Raw genomic sequence first — 17976 nt, forward strand, 5'->3', positions numbered from 1 at the left:
TGGGCCCAGAACCTGCTGGGAATTGGCCCCAGCGTGACGGCTAGCAGTCGCATGGATGCGGGATTTGCGCAAACGGAGGTCGCGCAGGATGGTCCGTTTTGAGCCAGATCGCCCGGAAAGGCTGGTTCCGGGCACTTGCGGCGCTGGCCCACCTGGCCGCGCCGAATGTCGTCACTGCGCGCCCGATCCGCCCTGCACGATCTTCTCGTTCAGCTTGAGGTCCACGGTCTCGACGGTGCGGTCGATCTCTGCATTGGGCACGCCGAGCTGATGCGAGATCAGCTTCACCAAGAGGTCGACGCGCTCGATGAACGGCGCGCCGCTCGCCACCGCGCGCGCAGCCGATGACGGCTTGAGCAGGCTTTCGGCGGCTTTGGCGTATTTTGCGAACGGCACCTGGTCCTGCGGATCGGCGCCGAGACGGCGGGCGATTCCGTCGACGTGATCGTAGATCGTCTGCGAGCGCGCGAGATCGCCGTGCACGGCGTCGCGGATCGACTGCGGCTCGTGCGGCGTGATGCAGCGGTAGTTGCCGGTCAGCAGCATCGACCATTTCGCCAGCGGCACGAACAGCGAGTCGAACACCTTCAGCTTCACCGGCACGTCGTGGCCGTCGAGGGTCACCGCGTCGATGTCGGCTTCGAGCTCGCGCAGCACCTTGTTGTGCTTGTCGTCGGCGAAGGCCGATGCCTTGAAGTTCGTGGGCAGGCCGACGTGAAGCACGTTCGCAGCCTCTTCCGGCGGACGGAAGGCCTGCGGGTCGGGCGAGCACAGCGTCACCAGCCCCGGCTCGAAGCGCTCCCACACCTGCGCATTGGTGTAGGCCTCCTCGAGATCCATGTCCGCGAGCGAGGGGATCCGCTTCAGATAGGGCAGCGGCGGCATGTTCATGATCGACAGGCACGGCAGCTTCGCCGCGGCGATCCTGACCATGAGAACGCGCACCGTGTGGTTGGTGTATTGCGGCTCCTGCATGGCAAGGCCGACCATGTCGTAACGGGACAAGTCCACATTGGCCGGCGTCACGGCGTCGAGCTTGCCGGGCAGATCGCGCGAGAAGATGGCGCGGTGAACCACCTCGTCACGCAACTTGATGCGGACCTCGGTGCCCTCGCGGTTGATCAGCTCCGCGGTCTTGGCGCGACAGACCAGGGTCACGTTGTGCCCCGCCATCAGCAGCTTCGTGCCCAGCAAGGAGCCGTAGGAAGCCCCGAGAATCAGGATGTTACGCGCCATGCCTCGTCCCTTTGACAATGTCGGTGATTTTTGAGCCCCGGCCGTCATCCGCGGACGAGTTGCCGGCATGTAAGGCAAAGTGTCCGGGGATGGCAACTGGTATAATGCATACAAGAGCGGGTACAGGGGTCTTGCTGTGTCGCGCCTTTGTCAATTCGCCCGAATGAAAATATTTCGCTTTACCGAAATTCGGAATTGACGTATGTGTCGCCCATCCCGGCTCGACCAAGAGGGGCGATCTTGTGTCGTCACGTTTCGCGAGCCGGGCTTGCGGTGGACGCGGCAGCGTCGGGCGCGAAAGTGCGGGCAGGGCGGATTGCTCTCCGTGAGCCCGAGGCTTCGTGTCGACGAGCGGCGCTGTCAGGTTCGTCTCGTCATCAGGTCGGCGGCAACGTGCACAACGTCGTCGAAACCGGTGGCGACAAGCGAGCCGTGCGTACGGCAAAACCGTGTGGTCCTGGCCGTCGTTGCTACGGTCAAGCTCTTGCGGATGCGGCATTCGCGTCAACCGGCGCTGTGTCCGCGACTTTCGTGAAGGCGAGGGAGGCCAAAACGAACTCGGCTCCCGGGAGAGCACGGCATACGCCGTAAAGCCACTGCGCAGGGAAGGCCGAGTGATTGGCTACACCTGTATGCTGCTGTGCGGTTTCCTTGCGCTACATTTTTGCGCAGCGGACCGCGGGTGCCAGCCGGCACCCGGCCTTCCCTGCGCCCTCCTGGACAAGAGGGGCGAATGACAAGCAAAGCTCGGGCGAAACGCGTCGCGAGGTTGCGAAACTGTGTCTGCGAATCAAATGCGAGCTGGAAGAACGATGCTGCAGCCTCTTGCTCCGTCATTGCGAGCGCAGCGAAGCAACCCAGTCCGCCGCCGCCGAGGGATTCTGGATTGTTTCGCTCCGCTCGCAATGACGATGGAGAGGCGGGCGCGCGCGTCAGCCCTGGCTTGCGACGCGCGCGCGGTCGAGATGGGTCTCGATCTTCGGACGGTCGCGGGTGCGCTCGAAGCTGGTGCAGAGCAGTTCGGTCTCCTCGATCGAGACCGGGGCGCGATACAGCCGGCACATGAACTCGGCCGTTGCGCGCCCCTTGCCGGTGGCCGGGCCGCGTTCGGCGAGAAACATGCAGTCCCGGCAGACGCTGGCATCGAGCCGCTGATGTGCCGCGTCGAGGTGATTGAGGATCTCCCGCAGCGAGTCGCGCAGCCTGACGCACTCGTCGGTTCCGAGCGCAATGACCGCGTTCATCACGTGATTGATCGGATCGTGCTGGTTCAGGCACTTTTCGCCCTGCGCAGTGACGTGCAGCACGACAGAACGCTTGTCCTCGTGCGACGGCTTTCGCACCAGGAAGGACTTGCCCTCCAGCGTCTTCACGATCTGCGATGCAGTCGCCCTGGTAGCGCCGATGAAGCCTGCGAGCGCAGACGGCGTGCGCGAAAACTTGTTGGCGCGGCCGAGAAAGCGCAGCGCCATCCATTCCCGATCGCGCAATCCATGTTGATTGCCTTCGAAATACCAAGCCCTCGCCGCCTGAACCAGCAGTTCGACGGCTTCTCTTGCCAATGGCATGAATTCCTACCTTGCCCCGGGAAACACGTGTGCGGCGCCCCGGAGCCGCCTTCCGTCGTCGCGCACGAGCCGTTTGCGAGAAGCCGTACCGCCCGCAATATCCGACATATGCACCGTGCTCTTCTCTCGCGCGAAGGCACGGACTGTCCGGCGCCCGACTTGGACTGACGGGCACTGCAAGCTATGGCGCGGGATGCGATGTTGCTGATCGTATGCCAATCGTGGCGTCGTCGCACGAGAGCCCGAGTAGCCGTCGCCAGCAGACGATGGATCGGAGTAGTTCAACCGAAGCCCCTAAAGTTCAAGTCACAAGCAGATGTTTCTTGTCTTCCAACGAAACGATGAATGAGCTTATCAACAAAATCAAGTAGAGACGCTCTCGGAGACCGGATGTCGTCGCAGGCGAATGTAACGTTCAAGACAATCTCGCTCTTCGGGACACATGATGGTGAACAGCAATACGCTGTCCCACGAGCAACATGCACTCAACCATGCGACGGTTTGATTGCACGGCACGTGGCTGGCTGTCGTTGGTGCAAGTTGATCGAAGCTTGTGCACGACGACGATGTGCACCGGAATGTCATCCACAACTTCTGCGTTCGGCCGGAGAATCGCCAAGGGAATTCACAGGAATTACACGTGGCGGTTGTCCATGCCGCGATCGCGGACTCGCTGGGTTCAGTCGCTTCCAGCGCGATCGCCTGATTCCCTCACCCGAACGGTGGAGGCGATCGCGGCGGAAAGCGGGGACGGCCGTGCATGCGCATGCGCTGGCAGCGTGGCGGCATGCGCGATCGCCTGTCGAAAACAACGAGCAGGATGCGACCGGCGGGTGCGCGTCGTCTCAGCCTGCGACCGGCTAGTCGCCCTTGAGCATATCCCGGAGTTCGCGGAACGGATCGGCGCTTGGTGGAGCCGAGGCGTCCTGCCGCATCGCGCCGTAGATTCTCGGAACCATGTCGACCGCCTGGTCGAGCCCCGAATCACGCCCCGGCTGGTATCCGCCCATCAGGCGAAGGTCGCGCGTGTCCTCGTACTTGGCCATCATGGCGCGCAGCTTGCTCACCAATTCGCGCTCTTCGGGGTCCCAGACGTTATGGGCGAGGCGGGAGACCGAACCCAGAACGTCCACGGCCGGATAGCGTGCCTGATCTGCAATGTGCCTGGAGAGCACGATGTGCCCATCGAGTGTGCTGCGGATGGTGTCGGCGATCGGCTCGTTGTGATCGTCGCCGTCGACAAGCACGGAGAAAATCCCGGTGATCGTCCCGGATCCCTCCTCGCCGGGTCCGGCGCGCTCCAGCAGACGCGGCAGATCGGTGAAGACGGTGGGTGCGTAGCCGCGCGCGACCGCGGGCTCACCGGCGGCGAGCGCGACCTCGCGGGCAGCGTGGGCGAAGCGGGTGATCGAATCGACCATGAGCAGGACCGATTCGCCCCGGTCGCGGAAATATTCGGCGACCGCCATGGCCGTCTTCGGCGCCAGCCGCCGCATCATCGGGCTTTCGTCTCCCGTCGACACGATTGTGACAGCGCGGTGACGATCAGCACCCAGCACGTCCTCGATGAACTCGCGCACCTCGCGGCCGCGCTCGCCGACCAGGGCCAGCACGACGGTGTCAAACCCCTGACTGCGGGCGAGCATCGCAAGCAGCGTCGATTTGCCGACGCCTGAACCGGCAAAGATGCCGACGCGCTGGCCGGCGCAAATCGGGGCGAACAGGTCGATGACGCGTACGCCGGTGCGCAGCGGCTTGTGGACGCGCGCGCGCTTCATGGCCGAAGGCGCATCCGCCTCCGCCGAGACCGCACGCGATCCCGGGGTGAGAGGGCCCAGTCCGTCCAGCGGCGCCCCGAGCGCGTTGATGACGCGGCCCTTCCAACTCGGATCGGGCGCGAAGGACAGTGGCGGCATCCGGTAGGCGACCGAACCGAGGCCGCCGGCGAACTGCCGGTCGAACGGCTTGGCGATGATGCCCTCGCTGTCGATCCGTACCACCTCGCCGATCTGGGGCTTGCCGCCGGTGTTGACGCCGATCAGTTCGCCAAGCCTGACGAAGCGCGATAGGCCGGAGACGCGGAAATGCGTCGGCGCGATCTCGGAGATCGCGCCGCTGACGCTTGCCAGGGGAGTGCTCTGCTGAAGCTCCAGCAGCGCCCACTCAAGTTGCCGAAGAGCGTTCAAGGAAACCGTCCAACCTCATTGCGCGCGAGGCGCAGTCTATTTGCCGGGTTCGCCCAGCGTCCGGATTGCGTTCTGGAGCGAGCTCTCGGTGCCCTCGATCATCGAATTGGTGCCTTCGAAGGCGCGCGAGGCCGCGATCAGCTTGGTCAATTCCATCATCGGATTGGCGCCGGAGCCCTCGACATAGCCCTGCTTGAAGCCGTCGCGGGAGAAATCGGCGATGGCGGTCGCAGGCCGGTCGGGCGTGACGCCCGAATTGCCGTAGCGGTCGAGATTGGCGTCAGCGGGAATGTTGAACAGGCCGATGGTGCCGATCTCGTTGTTGTCCTGGGTGATCGCGCCACTGCGCGCAATCGAGACCGGTCCGCCGTTCGGATCGAGCGTGATCTGCGCGCCGCCGGAATCGATGACGGGGAAGCCGGACACGGTCTGAAGGTCGCCATTGGCAGCGATCTGGAGGCGGCCGTCGCGGGTGTAAACCGTGCCGTTCGGACCGGCGAACGCGATCCAGCCCTGTCCGACCACGGCGACGTCGAGCGGGTTGCCGCTCTCGGTGATGCTGCCCTGCTCGCGGGAGATGATGTTGTCGCCGGGCGAGGAGAAGGCGACCGGGTTCGCGCCCGCCTTGGACAGCACGGTCTCGAACTTCACCACGTCGGTGCGGAACGCCGCCGTGTTGACGTTGGCGACGTTGTTGGCGATCGTCTGGAGACGCTTTTCGAGGGCGACCTGCGCCGACAATCCCACATAGAGAGCCGATTGCATGATTTACCTGTTGAACTTGATGTTCTGAAGTGTGGTGAGCATGTTGGTATCCATGCTGATCGACGTTGCGGCGCCGGCGATCAGGACCAGCGCGGGGTTGGTCGAGGTGTCGTTCTGGGCCTGGGTCGCATCCCACATTGCCGCGAAGCGCTGCACGAACTTGGTGACCTTGGCCGGGTTCTGGAAGTCGGCGAGGTTGATCTTGCTCGTGATCAGCTTGGCCTGGGCATCGATATCAGCCGAGCTGATCGTCGCCGGCAGGCCGAGCGCCGTCTGGACCACCTGCGTCATCGCCTTGTCCGCGAGGATCTGGTAGGAATTGGTGATGGTGGAGGCCTTGCGCGTGAAATAGAGCGCCAGCCGCAGGCCCTCGTTCTGGTCGCCGGCCTTCTCCTCCATCGTCTGCGTGACGAATTGGGTCGCGACACCGGCCGTAGCCGCGGCGGTCTGGGTCGCCTTGTCGCCGAGAGCGGCGAAATTGAAGGCGGCGGCGAATTGCCGGTAGCGGGTGTCGGTCAGCTTGTTGGCGAAGGCTTTGTTGTCGGCGATACCCTCGGTCAGCACCTTGCGCATGAACGCCTTGGCGTAGGTCATGTCGCTGAGACCAAAGGCCTTCATCGCGTAGGAATAGAGGCGATAGTCCTTCAGGAAGTCGTCGATGGTCTTCACATTGCCGATGTGGCTGAGGAAATAGTCGGTGTCGCGGCTGACATCCGGCTGCGTCGCGACCTGCGTCAGCGACTTGCCCATGTCCTTGGTCAGTCTGGTGTAGTCCGCGATGGTGGATAGCATGACACGCGTCCCTCTGGCCGCTCTTGCGACGTCGTCCCAAGCTGCCGTGAATTGCTTGCGCGAGGCTGACGACGGGGAAGCCAGCTTCGCGCAAGGCTCGCCGACTAGATATTCCCGATAGGATCGGTGATGGAGCGGCGTGTTGGGCAGTTTCGTGGGGATCGTCATCACGGTAGCGGCACTGCTGGGTGGATTTGCCGCCATGGGCGGGCATCTGGGCGTGCTCATGCAGCCGTGGGAGTTCGTGATCATCATGGGCACCGCGGTCGGCACCTTCATCATGGCCAATCCCTGGAAGACGGTCGTGGATACCGGGCTTGCCTGCATGCAGGCAGTGACGGGGGCGGTGCCCGGTCAGCGCTACTATCTCGACCTGCTCGGCGCGCTCCACGCGCTGATGCGCGAGCTGCGGGGCAAGGGGCGCAACGAGGTCGAGGCACATATCGACGATCCCGCGTCCTCCGAGATCTTCAAGGCGTTCCCGAGCGTGCTCGGGGATCCCTCGGTGCTCCAGTTCATCTGCGACTACGTCCGCCTCATCATCATGGGTAACGCGCGAACGCACGAGATCGAAGCGCTGATGGACGAGGAGATCCACACCATCGTCAAGAGCAAGCTGACGCCCTACCACGCGCTGGTGGTAGTCTCGGAGGCGTTGCCTGCACTCGGCATCGTCGCCGCGGTGCTCGGCGTCATCAAGGCCATGGGCGCGCTCGACCAGTCGCCGAAGCTGCTGGGCGGCTTCATTGGCGCCGCCCTCGTCGGCACCTTCGCCGGTATCTTCCTGTCCTACGGCATCATTTCGCCCTTCGCGATGAAGGTGAAGATGACGCGCGAGAAGCGTTGCCGGCCCTACATCATCGTCAAGCAGACGCTGCTGGCGTTCATGAACGGCGCCATGCCGCAGATCGCCGTCGAGCACGGCCGCAAGATGATCGCGAGCCCCGAGCGGCCCTCGATCGACGTCGTCGAGAACGAGACGATCGCCGGCCCCAAGGCTGTCGTGACCGAGGTTGAACCGAAGGCTGCGCGCGCATCATGATGGAAGACCTCGACGTCGATCAGCGCAAGCAGCTGCCGAACTATCTGCTGGACGCCGCCGGCATATCGATCGATCGTATGCCGATGCTCAATGTGATCTTCGATCGCATGGCGGCATCGTGCACGGACAGCCTGCAGCCGATGGCCGGAACGCCGTGCTATTTCTCGGTCAACGGTATCACCAACGACCGCGTCGGCGACATCGTCAAGGACTACGAGGCCAACGCGGTTGCGGCCGTGCTCTATGCCGAGCAATGGGACTCCCGCATCATCATCATGCTCGACCGCGACTTCGTGTTCACCATGGTCGAGGCGATGTTCGGCTCCGACGGCGCCGAACCGCCGCTCGACGTCGAGCGCAGCTTCTCGAACATCGAGATCCGCCTGGTCCAGGCGCTGTTCGAACGGTTCGCCAAGGCGCTGCAATCGGCTTTCGCCGGCACCTCCAATGTCGCTTTCCGCGTGGAGCGGGTCGAGACCGCCATGGCGTCGCTGGCGATCGGGCGGAGCGGCAACATGTCGATCTGCGCGAACATCATGCTGCAGGCACTCTATCGCGGCGGTCAGATGTTCCTCATCATTCCGCACTCCGCGCTCAACCCGCTCAGGCAGAAGCTCGCGACCGTCGTCGTCAGCGACGGCCGTGCGGCAGATCCGCGCTGGCGCGAGCAGATGGAGAGCGAGGTACACCGCACCGAGGTGACGCTGAGCGCGGTGCTCGACGAGAAGATGATATCCCTCGAGGACGTCGTGAAATTCAAGGTTGGACAGGTGCTCGAGCTCGAAGCCACGCCGCGCACGCTGGCCCGGCTCGAGAGCAACAACCAGGTGCTGTTCTGGTGCCAGATCGGCCAGCTTGATGGCTACTACGCCATGCAAGTGGCAGATCCCGTCGATCAGAAACGGGAGTTCGTCGATGATATCCTATCTCGTTGATGCCGTGCTGCTGATAGCGCTGGCCTTCACCAGCATGCGAGTGACCCGGATGCATAGCGAGCTGGCACGGTTGCGCAGCTACCAGGGCGAGTTCTCGACCATCGTCCACGAGTCGGCGGGTGCCTTCGACACGGTCATCACCGCGGCGCATGATTCCACCGCGAATCTCGGTCGGCTTGCCAACGTGCTGAGCACGAAGATCGATCAGGCCCATGAGGCGATCGCGGCGCTCGATGCGAGAAGCGGGCTCGCACCCGCGGCGACCGCGGGCGGCACCGACGTGAACAAGCATTGAAGCCGAAGCCGGCAGAACAAATACGATCGGGACGTTGCGGCGCTCCGTTAGCGGAAATACCAAGAGGCGAAACCAAATGGCGCAATCCTTCGACTATGAGTCCGCAGCGGCGTCCGACGACGGGCATACCGAGACATCTCCGCTGGAGCGGCTGGCGGAGATCGCCGCGCGCACCGCGGAGGAGAGTGGCAAGTTCGCCAATGTCGATGCCATCCTGCGTATTCCCGTGACCATGCAGGTGGTGCTGGGATCGGCGACCATTCCGGTGGCAAACCTGATGAAGCTCGGCCGTGGCGCGGTGGTTCCGCTCGATCACCGGGTCGGCGAACCTGTCGACGTCGTCGTCAACGGCCGCATCGTCGCCCGTGGCGAGGTGGTCGTGGTTGAAGAGGACAATTCCCGCTTCGGCGTCTCGCTCACCGAGATTGTCGGGCCGTTGGGGCAGGGTGATACCTGACCATGGCGGCACAGGTCGGCATCGCTCCCACCAAACAGCGAGGCGTTGCCACGCTGGGCGGAACGGAGAAGGTCGCGGCACTTCTGCTCGCCATGGGCCGGCAGGCGGCCGCGAGCGTGCTCGCGCAGTTCGAGCCGCAGGATATCCGCACCGTGACCAAGGCCGCGGCCGAGCTGCGGCCGATCACCGCGCAGGAACTAGAGGCGATCGTCGAGGAGTTCGCCCAGCAATTCTCGATGGGCGCCAACATTCTCGGCACCCTCGGTGGCCTGGAAGCCGTGCTCGGCGACGTGCTTCCCGCCGACCAGGTCTCGGCCATCATGTCGGACCTGCTCGGCAATTCGAGCCGGTCGGTGTGGGACCGCGTCTCGTCGGTGTCGGAAAACTCGCTGGCGAGCTACCTCTCAAAGGAGCATCCGCAGACCGCGGCGCTCATTCTGTCCAAGGTCAAGCCGTCCTGCGCCGCCAAGGTCATGAGCCAGCTGCCGTCGAGCCTGCGCAACGAGCTGATGCGGCGCGTGCTCAGCCTCAAGCCGATCGTCGACGACGCCATGAGGGTGCTCGAAAAGACGCTGCATGAGGATTTGACGCTGAACTTCGCCCGCAACCTCGGCGCGGACACCTACGCCCGCGTCGCCGACATCATCAACAAGATGGAGCGCGGACACATCGAGGACATGCTGAAGAGCCTGTCGGAGAAGCGGCCGAAGTCGGCCGAAGTGCTGAAGGAGCTGCTGTTCACCTTCGACGACGTGACCAACCTGACGCCGAAGGCGCGCACCATGATCTTCGACCAGGTGCCGACCGATCGCATTGTCATCGCGCTGAAGGGCACCGACAAGCACTTCCGCGAGATGATCCTGTCCTCGGTCGCCTCGCGCGTCCGCCGCGTCGTCGAACACGAACTCGCCATCGGCGAGCCGTCGAACCAGCGCGACGTGCTGGAGGCGCGGCGTGTGATCACCGACCTCGCGCTCGACCTCGCGGAAAAGGGCGAAATCGAGCTCAACCCCGAGCAGGAGGATGAGCTGGTCTTTCGCTGACCGCTGAACGGGCATGGCAGAAACAACCGATCAGGAGAGCAAGACAGAAGAGCCGACCGAGAAAAAAGTCCGGGATGCGCTCGAACAGGGCAAAATCCCGGTCTCTCGGGAGGCTTCCATCTTCGCGTCGATGGCGGCGCTGATGGTGATTCAGATGTTTTTGATCGGCCAGGGCGTGCAGCAATTGACGCCGATGCTGACGAGCTTTCTCGACGATCCCGACGGCTTCCCTCTCAGCACCGGGGCCGACGCCCTCAATCTCCTCATCGTAGTGGGCCTTCAGGCATTGCGATTCCTGGTGCCGCTGGTCGTCATTCTGTCGGTGTTTGGGCTGGCAGCGTCGTTGCTGCAAAATGCGCCAAGCCTGGTGCTCCAGCGCATCACGCCGGATATGTCGCGAATCTCGCCGCTTAGCGGCTGGAGCCGGCTGTTCGGAACGCAGGGCCTCGTCGAGTTCGCCAAGTCGCTGTTCAAGCTTGTCTCGGTGACAGTCGTCGTTGTCGTCGTGCTGCGCTCGTCGGAAGCGAAGGCGTTCGAGGCGATGTATACCGATCCGGTCGCGCTGCCGGAGATGATTCTCAACATCGCCATGCGGATCGTCTCGGCGATCTGCATCGCGACCATCGTCCTGGTCGCGATCGATCTCGCCTGGGCGCGCTTCCACTGGCGCCGTGAGCTGCGCATGACGCGGCAGGAGATCAAGGACGAGCACAAGCAGGCCGAAGGCGATCCGCTGATCAAGGCGCGCCTGCGCTCGCTGGCACGCGACCGCTCGCGCCAGCGCATGATCGCCTCCGCATCGCGCGCGACGCTGGTGATCGCGAACCCGACGCACTTCGCGATCGCATTGCGCTACAAGCGCGAAGAAAACCCGGCGCCGATCGTCGTGGCCAAGGGCATGGACGTGATCGCGCTGAAGATCCGCGAAATCGCCGAGCAGAATCGTATTCCGGTGATCGAGAACAAGGCGCTGGCGCGGGCGCTCTACGAGGCGGTCCAGGTCGACCAGGTGATTCCGGCGGAGTTCTTCCGACCGGTCGCCGAGATCATCTACTTCCTGCAGTCCAAGCAGGCGCCGCAGACCGAGAAGGTCCAGTAGAATTCCGAGGATGACGTCTCGCGCATCAGCCTGACGAAAGCTTGCGACCCTAAGCTCAACCCGAATGAACCAGAATGGTGATGTCGTGGGACCGCTTTATCTCTTCGAACTCGCATCGTCGCAGGCGCGTTACCTCGAACTCCGCCAGTCGACGATCGCCACCAATGTCGCCAACGCCAACACGCCGGGCTTCAAGGCACGCGACGTCGAGCCCTTCAACAAGGTGCTTGACAGCACGCCGGTGAGGCTCGCGACGACGTCGCCGTCGCACCTGCAGCTCTCCGCGGCCGAGAGCGACACGCGGGCGACCGCGAAGAAGGACAGCTGGGACGTGGTTCACTCCGGCAACTCCGTCAGTCTCGAGCAAGAAATGATCAAGGGAAGCGACGTCAGTCGCGACTACTCGATGAACTCGGCGGTGGTGCGGTCGTTTCACCGCATGCTGCTGTCGAGCGCGAAGACCTGAGGTGAACTGACATGCTGGACTCACTGCAATCTTCGCTGACGGTCGCGAGCTCCGGGCTCGAAGCGCAGTCGACGCGCATGCGCATCGTTTCGGAGAACCTCGCCAACGCGACGTCGACGGGGCGCGCCGCCGGCGCCGATCCCTATCAGCGCAAGACAATCACCTTCGATGCCGCGATGGACCGCGCCTCGGGCGCGCAGCTGGCGAAGGTCAAGGAAATCGGGGTCGACACCACGCCGTACCGTGTGGAGTACGACCCGGGGCATCCCGCTGCCGACAAGGCCGGTTACGTCAAGCTGCCGAACGTCAACATGATGATCGAGATGGCGGACATGAGGGAAGTCAACCGGTCCTATGAAGCCAATCTCCAGGTCGTGAAACAGGTGAGGTCGATGCTGGGCATGACCATCGACCTGCTGAGGAGCTGACAATGCTTGAGGCAATTTCATCCACCGCGATTTCAACCGCGCAAGCGGCGAGCCGTGCGACCGAAGCGCAGGCCATCTCGCCGGCGGCGACGCCCGCGATCCAGTCCGGCGGCGATGTCGGATTCGAATCCGTGATGAAGCAGGTCACGACGGACGCGATCGGGACGCTGAAGGCGGGCGAAGCGGCCTCGATCTCGGCGATGCAGGGCAAGGAATCGACGCGGCGCGTCGTGGAAGCGCTGATGTCGGCTGAGCAGGCCTTGCAGACGGCGGTCGCGGTTCGCGACAAGGTCGTTCAGGCCTACCAAGAAGTCGTTCGGATGTCGATCTGATCAAGGAGTGACGCTGTGAAATCGCTTGCCATCGCGGCTACGGGCATGAACGCCCAGCAGACCAACATCGAAGTCATCGCCAACAACATCGCCAACATCAACTCGACGTCGTACAAGCGGGCGCGCGCGGAATTCACCGATCTGTTCTACCAGATGGACCGCATGCAGGGCGTTGCCAACACCAACGGCTCGTCGCCGATCCCGGAGGGCGCCAATCTCGGCCTCGGTGTCAAGTCGGCGGCGATCCGCAAGCTGCACATCCAGGGAGCGCTCACGCAGACCGGCAATCCCTACGACATGGCGATCAACGGGCGCGGCTGGTTTCAGGTGCTCGGCCCGAACAACGAGGTGCAATATACCCGCGCGGGCTCGTTCAACACCAATGCCAACAGTCAGCTCGTCACGACCGACGGCTATCTGCTGGATCCCGCAATCACGGTGCCGCAGGGAACGGTCCAGGTCACGGTCAACCAGACCGGGCAGGTGTTCGCCAAGCTGGATACGGAAGTGAACCCGCGGCAGATCGGCCAGCTCAACCTCGCCAATTTCGCCAATGAAGCCGGCCTCGAACCGCTGGGCAGCAATCTCTATCGCGAGACCACGGCGTCGGGCACGCCGGTGGTCGGGCTGCCGGGCGATTCCGGCTACGGCAAGATCAACCAGCAATATCTCGAAGCCTCGAACGTCGACCCGGTAAAGGAAATCACCGAGTTGATCTCCGCCCAGCGCGCCTACGAAATGAATGCCAAGGTCATCCAGGCCTCGGATGAAATGGCCCAGACAGTCTCGAAGGGCATGCGCTAGTTCCGGTGTATCCATGTTGAACAGGATGGGCTTGATGGTGCGCGGGTTGGCCGCCATGCTTCTGGTTCTCGCCTCCGCGCGGGTCGCGGCGGCCGAGGAGAAGCGGCTGCCGGTGCCAGCCGTCTCGATCCGCGCCGGCGAGCTGATCCGGGACGACATGATCACCGAGCGCGCCTTTGCGCCGAACGTGCTCGGCGTCGCCATGTTCATCGAAGGCCGCCAGATCCTGGTCGGCCGGATGGCGCGGCGCACGTTGCTGCCGGGCCAACCGATCCCGACCAATTCGGTGGAGGATCCCTGGACGGTCGCCCGCGGCGCCATGGTCAAGGTCGTGGTCGAAGACAGCGGCCTGTCGATCGTGACCTACGGCGCAGCGATGCAGTCGGGTGCGCCCGGCGCGCTCATCCCGATACGAAACACCGATACCGGTGTGATCATCAGGGGCGTCGTTCAGCCCGACGGCACCGTCAAGGTCGTGGACGGGTCATGACCAGAGTCCTGCTTGCGCTCGTGCTACTGGTTTCCGCCGCCAGCGCCCAGGCCGCCGTTCGCATCAAGGACATCGCGGACATCAAGGGATTGCGCGAAAACCAGATCGTCGGCTACGGCCTCGTCATCGGCCTGAACGGCACCGGCGACACGCTCCGCAATGCCCCGTTCACGGAGCAGTCCCTGCAATCGATGCTCGAGAACATGGGCATCAATGTCAGGAACGAGACCACGAGCACCAACAATCCCCCGCGTCCGACGACGCTGCGCACGCGCAACGTCGCGGCCGTGATGGTGACCGCGGACCTGCAGCCTTCGATCAGTGCGGGCGAGCGCATGGACGTGAGCGTGTCGTCGCTCGGCGATGCGACCTCGCTGCTCGGCGGCACCCTGGTGATGACGTCGCTGCGCGCGGCGGACGGTGCGGTCTATGCAGTGGCGCAAGGCGCGGTCACAGTCGCGGGTTACAGCGTCGGAGGCCAGGCCCAGAACGTCAGCCAGGGCACGCCGACCGCGGGCCGAATCCCGAACGGCGCGCTGGTCGAGCGCGAGGTGCAGGGTAGTCTCCATGAGATGGAGTACCTGGTGCTGGAGCTGAAGAACCCCGACTTCGTCACCGCAACACGCATCCTCGACGCCATCAACCGCTACGCGGGCGGACGCTACCGCGCGCAGATCGCCTTCGAGCGCGATTACCGCACGATCGTGCTGTCGAAGCCACGCCACATCGGCCCGGTCCGATTCCTTGCCGAAATCGGCGAGCTGACCGTCGAACCGGACACGCCGGCGCGGGTGGTGATCAACGAGCGCACCGGTACGGTGGTGATCGGACGCGACGTACGGATATCGACCGTTGCCGTGACGCACGGCAATCTGACGGTCCGCGTCACCGAGCTTCCCGTGGTGTCGCAGCCGGCGCCGTTCTCGAAAGGGCAGACGGTGGTCGTGCCCCAGACCATGGTCGAGGCCAACGAGGCCGGATCGCAGGTGGCGATCCTGAGCGGCGTCGATCTCCAGCGCCTGGTGCGCGGGCTGAACCAGATCGGCCTGAAGCCATCAGGCATCATCGCGATCCTCCAGGCGATCAAGACGGCCGGCGCCCTTCAGGCAGATGTCATCGTGCAATGATGCGTAAGCGTCGTGCAAGCTTGGTCGCTCAATGCTCAGGTCTTGACCGAGAATCGCACGCGGCCCGATGTTGAAGCTGGATCACAAAGCCAAACTCCTCCTCCTGGTCGCGGCCTCCGCGCTCGCGAGCGCTTCGCCCGTGCTGGCGCTGGATGAGGCCAAGTCGTCGAAGCCGCTCAACCTGCTGTCCTTCGCGCGCGCCCGCGCGCCTGGACCGCAGAAGCCGATCACGTCGATCCCAAGCGACAATGCGTCGATCCGGGCGACCGCGTGGGCAGCCGAAGATTCAGGACCCGCGACCACGGGTGCCGTGCCAGCTTCCGAGAAGCCCGCGCCTGTACCCACAGCCGCGCCGGTGCGCTCCGCCAAGCCTGGCAGCGTCACGGTGCCGCCGAAGCCGGCGCCGCCCCAGGCCGCTGCAACCGCGGACAATGAAGTGGCCCTGTTCTGCAGCAATGTTGCCGACCCCGCCGTCGATGCAAGGCTGGCCTGGCAACTCAAGGAGCTGGAGAAGGCCGAGAACCTGCTCCGCGAGCGGATCGCCGAGGTTGAGGCCAAGCGCGCCGAATATGAGAAGTGGATGGCGTTGCGCGACGACTTCCTGAAGAAGGCCGAAGCGAGCGTCGTCGAGATCTACTCGCGTATGAAGCCGGACGCCGCAGCGACGCAGATCGCCGGGATGGCGGACGAGACGGCTGCGGCCGTGCTCGCAAAGCTCACCCCGAGGAGCTCGAGCGCAATCTTCAACGAGATGGAGACGGGGCGCGCGGCGCACCTCGCCGATCTGCTCGGCGGAATGCGTCGCGTGGATGACGGAAAGACCAAATAGATGAAGTATCTAATCGTCATCCTGTCTCTGTTGTTGCTTGCCGGATGCGTCACTGATCCGGCCGAGGTCCTGACTGGCCCGCGATTGTCGCCGGTCGGGAGCGGCCTGAGGACGCAGGCAGATCCGATTCCCGTGACGCCCCGCATGCGCTCGCCCGTCAGCTATCGCTCGACCTGGGACGACGGCACCGATCTCTACCGCGACGCCCGCGCCCGGCGCACCGGCGACCTCGTGACGGTGATCATCTCGATGCAGGACAAGGCCAAGCTCGACAACAAGACCGACCGCTCGCGCGATTCGCAGATCAAGTTCGGGCTCGACTGGCTGATGGACATCGCGGGATGGCAGGACAAAGGCTCGACGAGCGCCAACCTCAGCACCAACACCCAGATCAAGGGCAACGGCCAGATCGACCGCACCGAGGATATCAAGCTGTCGATCGCAGCCGTCGTCACCGACGTGTTGCCGAACGGCAATATGATGATCAGCGGCTCGCAGGAATTCAAGGTCAACACAGAAATGCGCGTGCTCAACGTCGGCGGCATCGTGCGTCCACGCGATATCTCGCGAGCCAACACGATCTCATACGAGAAGATCGCCGAGGCGCGCGTAGCCTATGGCGGTCGCGGAAATCTGTCTGACGTGCAGCAGCCTGGATGGGGACATCGGATCTATGACGCCGTGGCACCATTCTGACAGCAGCGGCCGTCGGGCCACGCCGCGAGGGCAGGGGACGTCATGCGCCTGATTGCGGCCATCGTGGTGTTGACCCTGATCGCGATCGGCGCGGGCGCCGTTGCCGGCCTGCACCTGTTTGCGGCCGCCGAGCGCGTCGCCGACGCGAAGAAAACCGCAACGCCGGCACCCCTTGCCTCGAGCTACGCCGGCAGCGCGCGGCTCAGGAAACTGTCTCCGATCGTGACCAATCTCGGCGCGCCGGCCAACAACTGGGCCCGCATCGAAGCCTCCATGGTGACCGAGAGCATGAACGACGAGGATGCCGGCATCCTGGCGGCCCACGTCAGCGAGGACATCGTCACCTATCTGCGGTCGGCGACGGTTGCGCAGTTCGAGGGATCCCGCGGGCTCCAGCATCTGCGCGACGACCTGACCGAGCGCGCCAATATCCGCTCCTCGGGCAAGATCCGCGAATTGATCATTGAGACGTTGGTGATTCAGTGAAACTGAGAATCCTGTTGCTTGCCTTGGTCCTGGTCGTGCTACCCGAGGTGGCACTGGCCCAGATTCCTGACCTCAACTCCCTGCTGCCGCCGGGCAACGGCTCCACCAGCGGCCGGATCATCCAGCTGATGGCGGTGATCACGGTGCTGTCGGTGGCGCCGGGACTGCTCATCATGGTGACGAGCTTCACGCGATTTGCGGTGGCGCTGTCGTTCCTGCGCGCCGGTCTCGGCCTCCAGACCACGCCGGCCAATCTGGTGCTGATCAGCCTTGCGCTGTTCATGACCTTCTACGTGATGGCGCCGACCTTCGACCGCGCCTGGGAAACCGGCGTCCAGCCGCTGATGAAAAACGAGATCTCGGAGGAAGAGGCCTATCTCAAGATCACCGATCCGTTCCGCGAGTTCATGCTGGCCCATGTCCGCGACAAGGATCTGCAGACCTTCGAAGCGCTCGCCGCGGAAAGCTTCCGCAAGAAGTTCGACGACAAGCGCGTCGACATGCGCGTCATCATTCCGGCCTTCATGATTTCCGAGCTCCGACGTTCGTTCGAGATCGGATTCCTCATCATCCTGCCTTTCCTCGTGATCGACATGATCGTGGCGACGCTGACCATGTCGATGGGCATGATGATGATGCCGCCGACGATCCTCGCGCTGCCGTTCAAGATGCTGTTCTTCGTGCTGATCGACGGCTGGAACCTGCTCGCCTCCGGACTGGTGCGGTCGTTCTCGTAAGAGGAGCGATCGCGGCCGATCGGCTGGTTATGGTTAGCAAAAACTAACATTAACCATATGATATTGCTATGTAATTCAAGCCGATCTTAATCTGCGGGCAAGATTCGGCATGTTAGCAATGCGTCACGGCGGGTTGGACCCACCCACATCAGTCCAAAGGCAT

General features: G+C 63.8%; 21 protein-coding genes. 16 read left to right on the forward strand and 5 right to left on the reverse strand.

All coding sequences use genetic code 11. The features are described 5' to 3' along the window. Nucleotides 1-171: 171 nt before the first annotated feature. The 5 genes from ABIB06_RS19555 to ABIB06_RS19575 form a co-directional block, all read right to left on the reverse strand. Nucleotides 172-1236 carry a ketopantoate reductase family protein gene (locus tag ABIB06_RS19555; RefSeq protein WP_354050085.1) on the reverse strand — a complete coding sequence of 355 codons (1065 nt, stop codon included), beginning with the start codon at nucleotides 1234-1236 and terminating at the stop codon, nucleotides 172-174. A gap of 932 nt (nucleotides 1237-2168) precedes the next feature. Then, nucleotides 2169-2804 carry a MarR family winged helix-turn-helix transcriptional regulator gene (locus ABIB06_RS19560; RefSeq protein WP_247344711.1) on the reverse strand — a complete coding sequence of 212 codons (636 nt, stop codon included), beginning with the start codon at nucleotides 2802-2804 and terminating at the stop codon, nucleotides 2169-2171. A gap of 860 nt (nucleotides 2805-3664) precedes the next feature. Then, nucleotides 3665-4990 carry a flagellar protein export ATPase FliI gene (gene fliI, locus ABIB06_RS19565; protein WP_247444776.1) on the reverse strand — a complete coding sequence of 442 codons (1326 nt, stop codon included), beginning with the start codon at nucleotides 4988-4990 and terminating at the stop codon, nucleotides 3665-3667. A gap of 36 nt (nucleotides 4991-5026) precedes the next feature. Beyond that, nucleotides 5027-5755, reverse strand: a complete 729-nt coding sequence (gene flgF, locus ABIB06_RS19570; protein WP_354050087.1) for a flagellar basal-body rod protein FlgF — start codon at nucleotides 5753-5755, stop codon at nucleotides 5027-5029. A gap of 3 nt (nucleotides 5756-5758) precedes the next feature. Next, nucleotides 5759-6547: a DUF1217 domain-containing protein gene (locus tag ABIB06_RS19575; protein ID WP_247444778.1), complete on the reverse strand. Its 789-nt coding sequence runs from the start codon at nucleotides 6545-6547 to the stop codon at nucleotides 5759-5761. A gap of 142 nt (nucleotides 6548-6689) precedes the next feature. Between ABIB06_RS19575 and motA the strand changes: the two genes are divergently transcribed. The 16 genes from motA (at nucleotide 6690) to fliP (ending at nucleotide 17813) form a co-directional block, all read left to right on the forward strand. Next, the gene (gene motA, locus ABIB06_RS19580) at nucleotides 6690-7589 is read left to right on the forward strand and encodes a flagellar motor stator protein MotA (RefSeq protein WP_247344698.1); all 900 of its coding nucleotides are present in this window, start codon (nucleotides 6690-6692) and stop codon (nucleotides 7587-7589) included. Beyond that, complete coding sequence (locus ABIB06_RS19585; RefSeq protein ID WP_502916556.1) at nucleotides 7586-8524, forward strand: flagellar motor switch protein FliM; 939 nt, start codon at nucleotides 7586-7588, stop codon at nucleotides 8522-8524. Before motA ends, ABIB06_RS19585 begins: the two co-directional genes overlap by 4 nt. Beyond that, nucleotides 8505-8819 carry a hypothetical protein gene (locus ABIB06_RS19590; protein ID WP_354050089.1) on the forward strand — a complete coding sequence of 105 codons (315 nt, stop codon included), beginning with the start codon at nucleotides 8505-8507 and terminating at the stop codon, nucleotides 8817-8819. The genes ABIB06_RS19585 and ABIB06_RS19590 overlap by 20 nt, the downstream gene beginning before the upstream one ends. A 76-nt stretch (nucleotides 8820-8895) precedes the next feature. Beyond that, the gene (fliN, locus tag ABIB06_RS19595; RefSeq protein ID WP_247344694.1) at nucleotides 8896-9276 is read left to right on the forward strand and encodes a flagellar motor switch protein FliN; all 381 of its coding nucleotides are present in this window, start codon (nucleotides 8896-8898) and stop codon (nucleotides 9274-9276) included. 2 nt (nucleotides 9277-9278) lie between these two features. Continuing rightward, nucleotides 9279-10319: a flagellar motor switch protein FliG gene (locus tag ABIB06_RS19600; RefSeq protein WP_247444780.1), complete on the forward strand. Its 1041-nt coding sequence runs from the start codon at nucleotides 9279-9281 to the stop codon at nucleotides 10317-10319. Between the two features lie 13 nt (nucleotides 10320-10332). Further along, the gene (gene flhB, locus ABIB06_RS19605) at nucleotides 10333-11418 is read left to right on the forward strand and encodes a flagellar biosynthesis protein FlhB (protein ID WP_354050090.1); all 1086 of its coding nucleotides are present in this window, start codon (nucleotides 10333-10335) and stop codon (nucleotides 11416-11418) included. Nucleotides 11419-11482: 64 nt separating this feature from the next. After that, nucleotides 11483-11884 (forward strand): flagellar basal body rod protein FlgB, encoded by a 402-nt coding sequence (flgB, locus tag ABIB06_RS19610; RefSeq protein WP_247344684.1) that lies wholly within the window; start codon nucleotides 11483-11485, stop codon nucleotides 11882-11884. Between the two features lie 11 nt (nucleotides 11885-11895). Beyond that, nucleotides 11896-12312: a flagellar basal body rod protein FlgC gene (flgC, locus tag ABIB06_RS19615; RefSeq protein WP_211399645.1), complete on the forward strand. Its 417-nt coding sequence runs from the start codon at nucleotides 11896-11898 to the stop codon at nucleotides 12310-12312. A gap of 2 nt (nucleotides 12313-12314) precedes the next feature. Then, nucleotides 12315-12644: a flagellar hook-basal body complex protein FliE gene (gene fliE / locus ABIB06_RS19620; protein WP_007595893.1), complete on the forward strand. Its 330-nt coding sequence runs from the start codon at nucleotides 12315-12317 to the stop codon at nucleotides 12642-12644. Between the two features lie 15 nt (nucleotides 12645-12659). Then, a complete protein-coding gene (gene flgG / locus ABIB06_RS19625; protein ID WP_247344678.1) occupies nucleotides 12660-13448 on the forward strand; it encodes a flagellar basal-body rod protein FlgG in 789 nt (262 codons plus the stop codon). 13 nt (nucleotides 13449-13461) lie between these two features. Then, nucleotides 13462-13938, forward strand: coding sequence for a flagellar basal body P-ring formation chaperone FlgA (gene flgA / locus ABIB06_RS19630; protein WP_247344674.1), 477 nt, complete (start codon nucleotides 13462-13464; stop codon nucleotides 13936-13938). After that, nucleotides 13935-15065 (forward strand): flagellar basal body P-ring protein FlgI, encoded by a 1131-nt coding sequence (flgI, locus tag ABIB06_RS19635; protein WP_354050093.1) that lies wholly within the window; start codon nucleotides 13935-13937, stop codon nucleotides 15063-15065. Before flgA ends, flgI begins: the two co-directional genes overlap by 4 nt. 67 nt (nucleotides 15066-15132) lie before the next feature. After that, entirely contained in the window at nucleotides 15133-15894 is a 762-nt protein-coding gene (locus ABIB06_RS19640; protein ID WP_354050095.1) for a MotE family protein, read from the forward strand. Beyond that, nucleotides 15895-16590, forward strand: a complete 696-nt coding sequence (flgH, locus tag ABIB06_RS19645) for a flagellar basal body L-ring protein FlgH (RefSeq protein ID WP_354050097.1) — start codon at nucleotides 15895-15897, stop codon at nucleotides 16588-16590. 42 nt (nucleotides 16591-16632) lie between these two features. Further along, nucleotides 16633-17076, forward strand: coding sequence for a flagellar basal body-associated FliL family protein (locus ABIB06_RS19650; protein ID WP_354050098.1), 444 nt, complete (start codon nucleotides 16633-16635; stop codon nucleotides 17074-17076). Then, on the forward strand, nucleotides 17073-17813 hold the full coding sequence (gene fliP / locus ABIB06_RS19655) for a flagellar type III secretion system pore protein FliP (protein WP_354050100.1): 741 nt from the start codon (nucleotides 17073-17075) through the stop codon (nucleotides 17811-17813). Before ABIB06_RS19650 ends, fliP begins: the two co-directional genes overlap by 4 nt. The last annotated feature ends 163 nt before the right edge of the window (nucleotides 17814-17976 follow it).

Source organism: Bradyrhizobium sp. LB8.2 (assembly GCF_040548035.1).
Classification (GTDB): Bacteria; Pseudomonadota; Alphaproteobacteria; order Rhizobiales; family Xanthobacteraceae; genus Bradyrhizobium.

Bases quoted from the DNA above. Each gene is read 5' to 3' on its own strand.
- ABIB06_RS19555 (WP_354050085.1), bottom strand. From the start codon at position 1,236: ATGGCGCGTAACATCCTGATTCTCGGGGCTTCCTACGGCTCCTTGCTG.
- ABIB06_RS19560 (WP_247344711.1), bottom strand. From the start codon at position 2,804: ATGCCATTGGCAAGAGAAGCCGTCGAACTGCTGGTTCAGGCGGCGAGG.
- flgF (WP_354050087.1), bottom strand. From the start codon at position 5,755: ATGCAATCGGCTCTCTATGTGGGATTGTCGGCGCAGGTCGCCCTCGAA.
- ABIB06_RS19575 (WP_247444778.1), bottom strand. From the start codon at position 6,547: ATGCTATCCACCATCGCGGACTACACCAGACTGACCAAGGACATGGGC.
- ABIB06_RS19585 (WP_502916556.1), top strand. From the start codon at position 7,586: ATGATGGAAGACCTCGACGTCGATCAGCGCAAGCAGCTGCCGAACTAT.
- ABIB06_RS19590 (WP_354050089.1), top strand. From the start codon at position 8,505: ATGATATCCTATCTCGTTGATGCCGTGCTGCTGATAGCGCTGGCCTTC.
- fliN (WP_247344694.1), top strand. From the start codon at position 8,896: ATGGCGCAATCCTTCGACTATGAGTCCGCAGCGGCGTCCGACGACGGG.
- ABIB06_RS19600 (WP_247444780.1), top strand. From the start codon at position 9,279: ATGGCGGCACAGGTCGGCATCGCTCCCACCAAACAGCGAGGCGTTGCC.
- flhB (WP_354050090.1), top strand. From the start codon at position 10,333: ATGGCAGAAACAACCGATCAGGAGAGCAAGACAGAAGAGCCGACCGAG.
- flgB (WP_247344684.1), top strand. From the start codon at position 11,483: ATGAACCAGAATGGTGATGTCGTGGGACCGCTTTATCTCTTCGAACTC.
- flgC (WP_211399645.1), top strand. From the start codon at position 11,896: ATGCTGGACTCACTGCAATCTTCGCTGACGGTCGCGAGCTCCGGGCTC.
- fliE (WP_007595893.1), top strand. From the start codon at position 12,315: ATGCTTGAGGCAATTTCATCCACCGCGATTTCAACCGCGCAAGCGGCG.
- flgA (WP_247344674.1), top strand. From the start codon at position 13,462: ATGTTGAACAGGATGGGCTTGATGGTGCGCGGGTTGGCCGCCATGCTT.
- flgI (WP_354050093.1), top strand. From the start codon at position 13,935: ATGACCAGAGTCCTGCTTGCGCTCGTGCTACTGGTTTCCGCCGCCAGC.
- ABIB06_RS19640 (WP_354050095.1), top strand. From the start codon at position 15,133: ATGTTGAAGCTGGATCACAAAGCCAAACTCCTCCTCCTGGTCGCGGCC.
- flgH (WP_354050097.1), top strand. From the start codon at position 15,895: ATGAAGTATCTAATCGTCATCCTGTCTCTGTTGTTGCTTGCCGGATGC.
- ABIB06_RS19650 (WP_354050098.1), top strand. From the start codon at position 16,633: ATGCGCCTGATTGCGGCCATCGTGGTGTTGACCCTGATCGCGATCGGC.